The 6,650-nt window shown below is 53.7% G+C and carries 5 protein-coding genes; 3 read left to right on the top strand and 2 right to left on the bottom strand.

Going from position 1 to position 6,650, the window contains the following annotated elements; translation table 11 throughout:
* Together speF and potE are read left to right on the top strand one after the other, a co-directional pair.
* On the top strand, window positions 1–1,954 hold a 1,954-nt coding region (speF, locus tag CNE01S_RS17330), incomplete at its 5' end, for an ornithine decarboxylase SpeF (protein ID WP_061277510.1).
* A 32-nt stretch (window positions 1,955–1,986) separates the two neighbouring features.
* Window positions 1,987–3,306 (top strand): putrescine-ornithine antiporter, encoded by a 1,320-nt coding sequence (gene potE / locus CNE01S_RS17325; RefSeq protein ID WP_061277509.1) that lies wholly within the window; start codon window positions 1,987–1,989, stop codon window positions 3,304–3,306.
* Between the two features lie 48 nt (window positions 3,307–3,354).
* Here potE and pgm read toward each other — a convergent pair whose 3' ends face one another.
* Together pgm and seqA are read right to left on the bottom strand one after the other, a co-directional pair.
* Window positions 3,355–4,998, bottom strand: coding sequence for a phosphoglucomutase (alpha-D-glucose-1,6-bisphosphate-dependent) (gene pgm / locus CNE01S_RS17320; RefSeq protein WP_061277508.1), 1,644 nt, complete (start codon window positions 4,996–4,998; stop codon window positions 3,355–3,357).
* 27 nt (window positions 4,999–5,025) lie between these two features.
* Window positions 5,026–5,574, bottom strand: coding sequence for a replication initiation negative regulator SeqA (gene seqA, locus CNE01S_RS17315; protein WP_038474645.1), 549 nt, complete (start codon window positions 5,572–5,574; stop codon window positions 5,026–5,028).
* 174 nt (window positions 5,575–5,748) lie between these two features.
* On the opposite strand from seqA, the gene ybfF reads away from it, so the two are divergent.
* Window positions 5,749–6,525: an esterase gene (gene ybfF, locus CNE01S_RS17310; RefSeq protein WP_061277507.1), complete on the top strand. Its 777-nt coding sequence runs from the start codon at window positions 5,749–5,751 to the stop codon at window positions 6,523–6,525.
* The last annotated feature ends 125 nt before the right edge of the window (window positions 6,526–6,650 follow it).

The following is a 6,650-nucleotide window of genomic DNA, read 5'->3' as shown; positions in this document are numbered from 1 at the left end:
GATCCCAGAGGAATATTATTCCCGTATTACTGGCATTTTCGAACCCAGTGAAACCAAATCTGAATATTATGGAAGGCAACTGGAAGCTGCAGCAGAGAAATACGAAAAAGGTTTACGCCCGCCATTTTTCGACGCCATGGTTAATTATGTCGAACAGGGAAACAGTGCTTTTGATTGCCCAGGGCATCAGGGGGGGCAATTTTTCCGCCGCCATCCAACCGGTAATCAGTTCGTTAATTTCTTTGGCGAAACACTGTTCCGCTCTGATTTATGTAATGCCGATGTTTCAATGGGCGACTTGCTTATTCATGAAGGTGCACCAAGTACTGCTCAACGGCATGCAGCAAAAATATTTAATGCCGATAAAACTTATTTCGTACTTAATGGAACCTCTTCATCCAATAAAGTTGTATTAAATGCGTTGTTAGCGCCTGGAGATTTGGTTTTATTCGATCGCAATAACCATAAATCGAATCACCATGGCGCATTAATTCAGGCCGGTGCGACGCCGGTTTATCTGGAAACAGCCCGCAACCCCTATGGCTTTATCGGCGGTATTGACGCGCACTGCTTTGAAGAACGCTATTTGCGTGAGCAAATCGAAGCGGTAGCGCCTGACCGCGCCCGCGAGCAACGGCCCTTCCGCCTCGCAGTTATCCAGCTCGGCACCTACGACGGCACGGTGTATAACGCCCGTCAGGTGGTTGATAAGATTGGGCATCTTTGTGACTACATCCTGTTTGATTCCGCGTGGGTAGGCTATGAGCAGTTTATTCCGATGATGGCGGACTGTTCGCCGCTGCTGCTTGAGCTGAATGAAAATGATCCGGGAATTTTGGTTACTCAGTCGGTGCATAAACAACAGGCGGGCTTCTCGCAGACCTCCCAGATCCACAAAAAAGATAGCCATATTAAGGGCCAGGCGCGCTACGTTAACCATAAGCGCATGAATAATGCTTTTATGATGCACGCCTCTACAAGCCCGTTTTATCCGCTGTTTGCCGCGCTGGACGTCAACGCCAGAATGCACGAAGGCGAAAGTGGCAAACGTATGTGGATGAACTGCGTAGAAACCGGGATCGACACGCGGAAACTGTTACTGAAAAGCTGTAAATACCTGCGCCCATTTGTGCCGGTGCTGGTGGACGGTAAACCATGGGAATCGTTCGAAACTGAGGAGATAGCCAACGACCTGCGCTTCTTCCACTTTGTGCCCGGAGAGCGCTGGCACGCCTTTGAAGGTTATGCCGAGCATCAATATTTTGTCGACCCCTGCAAGCTGCTTCTCACAACGCCTGGCATCAATGCAACCACCGGCGAGTACGAAGCCTTTGGCGTGCCCGCTACCATCCTCGCTAATTATCTACGTGAAAACAGCATCGTGCCTGAGAAGTGCGATCTTAATTCGATCCTGTTCCTGCTGACCCCGGCGGAAGACATGGCCAAAATGCAGCACCTGGTGGCCCATCTGGTGCGCTTTGAGCATTTGCTGGAAACTGACGCCCCACTCGCCGAGGTTCTCCCTTCTTTATACCGCCAGTATCAGGCGCGCTATGAAGGCTACACCCTGCGCCAGCTATGCCAGGAAATGCACGACCTTTACGCCAGCCTCGACGTGAAACAGCTGCAAAAAGAGATGTTTCGCCACGACCATTTCCCACGCGTTGCGATGAATCCTCAGCAGGCAAACCTTGCGTTTGTTCGCGGTGAGGTTGAATTGGTGCCGCTAAGCGAGGTGGAAGGCCGTATTGCTGCGGAAGGTGCCTTGCCTTATCCACCGGGAGTGCTGTGCGTAGTACCGGGGGAAATTTGGGGCGGTTCCGTGCAGCACTATTTCCAGGCGCTGGAAGACGGCATTAACCAGCTTCCCGGCTTCGCGCCTGAATTGCAGGGCGTTTACATCGAAGAGTGTGACGGACGTAAGCGCGTCTGGAGCTATGTGCTGAAACGCTAATTCCCCACCACTTTCACGTTGAGACTTTCATTATGGTAACGCAAAAAAGTAACAAGATGGGCGTGGTACAGCTGACTATCCTCACCACGGTAAACATGATGGGCTCGGGAATTATTATGCTGCCCACCAAGCTGGCAGAGGTCGGGACAATCTCGATTATCTCCTGGCTGGTGACCGCCGTTGGCTCGATGGCGCTGGCCTACGCTTTTGCCAAATGCGGGATGTTTAGCCGCAAATCGGGTGGCATGGGCGGATATGCTGAATACGCTTTCGGCAAATCCGGCAACTTTATGGCCAACTACACCTACGGCGTATCTCTGCTGATTGCTAACGTCGCCATTGCGATTTCGGCAGTAGGCTACGGCAGCGAGCTGTTCGGCACGATTTTGTCGCCGGTGCAAATTGCTATCGCCACTATTTGCGTGCTGTGGATTTGTACCGTCGCCAACTTCGGTGGAGCGCGCATAACCGGGCAGTTGAGCAGCATCACCGTTTGGGGGGTAATTATCCCGGTACTTGGGCTTTCGGTCATAGGCTGGTTCTGGTTTAGCCCTGCACTGTATGCCGAGTCGTGGAATCCGCACCAGATTCCGTTCTTTGAGGCCGTTGGTTCTTCTATCGCGATGACGCTGTGGGCCTTCCTTGGGCTGGAGTCCGCCTGCGCTAATACCGATGTAGTGGAAAACCCGGAGCGCAATGTCCCGATTGCCGTGATGGGCGGCACGCTGGGTGCGGCGGTGATTTATATTGTCTCAACCAACGTGATAGCCGGGATTGTACCCAACGTGGATATCGCCAACTCTACGGCACCGTTTGGCGTGGCCTTTGCCCAAATGTTTAATCCAACGGTCGGCAAGGTGATCATGGGTCTAATGGTGATGTCGTGCTGCGGCTCGCTGCTCGGGTGGCAGTTCACCATCGCGCAGGTGTTTAAATCATCCGCCGATGAGGGCTACTTCCCGAAAATCTTCTCCCGCCTGTCAAAGGCTGATGCCCCGGTAAAAGGCATGCTGATCATTGTTATTTTCCAGAGCTTGCTGTCGCTGATGACCATCAGCCCTTCACTGAACAAACAGTTCAACGTACTGGTTAACCTGGCGGTAGTCACCAACATCATCCCTTATATTCTGTCGATGGCGGCGCTAGTAATTATTCAGAAACTGGCGAAGGTAGAGGCAGGTAAAGCAAGGATGGCGAACGTGATTGCCCTTATCGGCGCGATTTACAGCTTCTACGCGCTGTACTCTTCCGGGCAGGAGGCAATGCTGTATGGTGCGATGGTGACGTTCTTAGGCTGGACGTTGTATGGCCTGGTGTCACCGCGCTTTGAATTAACCGACAGACACATCTGAAAAAAAAGGGAGCGATAATTCGCTCCCTTTCCGTTCTTCGCAGTGCTTTTACTTCGCGTTCTTCAGCACTTCGCTGACAATCTCTACCGCTTCTTTCTCAATCTGTTCGCGGTGCTCTGCGCCCAGGAAACTTTCACAGTAAATTTTGTAGGCGTCTTCGGTGCCGGACGGACGAGCGGCAAACCAGCCGTTCTCGGTCATCACCTTCAGGCCACCAATGGAAGCGCCATTGCCCGGTGCTGCCGTAAGGCGTGCGGTGATCGGGTCACCTGCCAGCGTGTCTGCGCTCACCATTTCTGGCGACAGCTTAGACAGCGCGGCTTTCTGTGCGGAAGTCGCCGGAGCCTGAATACGATTATAGCTTGGTGCACCAAAGCGAGCCGCCAGCTCGTCGTAATGCTGCTGCGGGTTTTTGCCCGTCACGGCGGTGATCTCAGCCGCCAGCAGGCACATGATGATGCCATCTTTGTCAGTCGACCACGGCGTGCCGTTGAAGCGCAGGAACGATGCCCCGGCGCTCTCTTCGCCGCCGAAGCCGAAGCTACCGTCGAACAGGCCGTCAACGAACCACTTAAAGCCAACCGGGACTTCCACCAGCTTGCGGCCCAGATCTTCCACCACGCGGTCAATCATCGCGGAGGAAACCAGAGTTTTACCTACGGCCACATCTTTGCCCCACTGCGGGCGATGCTGGAACAGATAGTTAATAGCCACGGCCAGATAATGGTTCGGGTTCATCAAGCCAGCAGGCGTCACGATGCCGTGACGGTCGTAATCCGGGTCGTTGGCAAACGCCAGATCGAATTTGTCGCGCAGCGCCAGCAGGCCCGCCATCGCACACTCGGAAGAACAGTCCATACGGATTGCGCCGTCTTTATCGAGGTGCATAAAGCGGAAGGTCTGATCGACCTGATCGTTCACGATGGTCAGATCAAGGTTGTAGTGCTTCGCAATACGATGCCAGTATTCGATCCCGGAGCCGCCGAGTGGGTCAACGCCCAGCTTCAGGCCCGCTTTTTGAATCGCGGCCATGTCGACGATATCCACCAGGCCTTCGATGAACGGCTGAACCAGATCCTGCTCCTGAACGTGGCCGCTTTCCCAGGCTTTATCCAGAGAGATACGCTTCACGCCTTTCAGACCATCGGCCAGCAGCGCGTTAGCGCGATCTTCAACGACTTTGGTGACATTGGTATCAGCCGGGCCACCGTTTGGCGGGTTGTACTTAATGCCGCCGTCGTCCGGTGGGTTGTGGGATGGCGTGATAACAATCCCGTCCGCCTGAGCGCCGCCCTTTTGGTTATGCACCAGAATGGCGTTAGAAATCGCAGGCGTTGGCGTATAGCCGTTATCCTGCTGCACAATGACGTCCACGCCGTTGGCGGCCAGCACTTCCAGCACGGAGATAAACGCAGGTTCGGACAGTGCGTGGGTATCTTTACCCACATAGCACGGGCCGGTGATCCCATTCTTCGCACGCTCTTCAGCAATAGCTTGCGCAATCGCCAGAATATGAGGTTCGTTAAAGCTATGCCGTGCTGCACTGCCGCGGTGGCCGGAGGTTCCGAATTTCACCGCGTGTTCGCTATTCCCCACCACTGGCTTAAGCACGTAATACTGCGCCGTAAGCTGGGCTACGTTAATCAAGTCGCTCTGTTGTGCAGGCTGGCCCGCACGATCGTGGTTAGCCATTGGCTCTTCCTTACTGACGCCAGGTTTTTAAATAGTGCCGCAAACCTTTTCAATCAGCTCCGCAGGGAACTGCATTGACTGCATGATGTGTTCAACCATGCTGCATTTACGACCAGTATTCGTATTAGTAATCACCCAGTATGGGGTGCCCGGAACATGTTTAGGCTTGGTTTGATTGCCGTTTGCCAGCAGCGTTTGCTCATCACCGGCAAAATAGACGCGAGTGCGGCCATGCAGGGATTCAGTCGCTTCGCCGAAGGTCTTCGCGTCCAGTTGATACAGCGTGGACAGCACCATCATAAAGCGGTTTACGGCCTTATTCTGAGCGGCATATTCATCCGAAAGCAGCAGCTCACGAACGGCGCGCACGCGGTTGCGGGCGGTGTTCGCAGGCTTCTCTTCAACAACGGGAGCCGCAGCGCGCTCAGGCGCGGCTGGCGTAGGAGTGGCTGCTGGTGTTTGCCCGGCGGTAAATTTAAGCATACGCCGTAAAATGTCTGACGCGCTCTCGCCGATGTGCTTAGTCTGGCTGGCAATATAGCGGTAAAGCTCGTCATCAACTTCGATTGTTTTCATCTTAATCCAGTGCGATATCTTTTCTGAATACAAGTCGTTGGGATTATAGGGTCAAATCCCAACAGCGAACAGGAGGGCCGACTCAAAGTCAGAGTAAACTGAATATTTGCCGCACGCCCGCAGGAATGCCAACATGATACCCTAACCAAACGAACCAAAATAAAGAACTTTGCCATGAAATTAAATGCTCGCCTGCAAACTGCGCAACAATCGAATAGCAATTCCCCTATCGTATTGATCCACGGCCTGTTTGGCAGCCTGGATAACCTCGGCGTCCTGGCTCGGGATCTGGGTAAAGATCATACGTTGCTGCAGATTGATCTGCGCAATCACGGACTGTCACCGCGCAGCGATGACATGAGCTATGCCGCAATGGCCGGTGACGTTCTGGATACTCTGGACGAATACAGCATAGAGAAAGCTACGTTTATTGGTCATTCCATGGGCGGCAAAGTGGTGATGGCGCTTACCGCTATCGCACCTCAGCGTATTGATAAGCTGGTGATGATCGATATTGCTCCGGTTAATTATCAGGTTCGTCGTCACGACGAGATTTTTACCGCGATTCACGCGGTCACCGAAGCGGGGATAAAAACTCGCCAGCAGGCAGCGCAGATCATGCGCGAACACGTAGAAGAAGAAGGCGTCATTCAGTTTCTGCTGAAATCTTTTGCCGATGGCGAGTGGAAGTTCAACGTGCCGGTGCTTTGGGATCAATACGAAAGTATCGTTGGCTGGCAGCCTGTCCCGGCCTGGCCGCATCCCGCATTATTCATCCGCGGCGGGAACTCGCCTTACGTTGATGAAAGCCATCGCGAGGCGCTGTTAAGTCAGTTCCCACAGGCCCGCGCTCACGTCATCGCTGGCGCGGGTCACTGGGTTCACGCTGAAAAACCGGATGCCGTTTTGCGGGCAATTCACCGATTTATTGACGCTGAGTCGAAAAACTGATTAAAAACAGAACGACCGGGCAGCAGAAGTCGCTAACGCGTTGGCGGGAATGGCGCGCTGATGTATGATGGCGCGCTTAATTGCACCGGCACCCTGCCCCTGCAGCCAGAATTTCCTGTCAGTAT

Origin of the sequence: Cedecea neteri NBRC 105707 = ATCC 33855 (assembly GCF_001571265.1) — a bacterium.
GTDB classification, from domain to species: Bacteria; Pseudomonadota; Gammaproteobacteria; order Enterobacterales; family Enterobacteriaceae; genus Cedecea; species Cedecea neteri.
The sequence above is the reverse complement of the archived record's forward strand: the minus strand, read 5'-3'. Positions and strand labels throughout refer to the sequence as shown.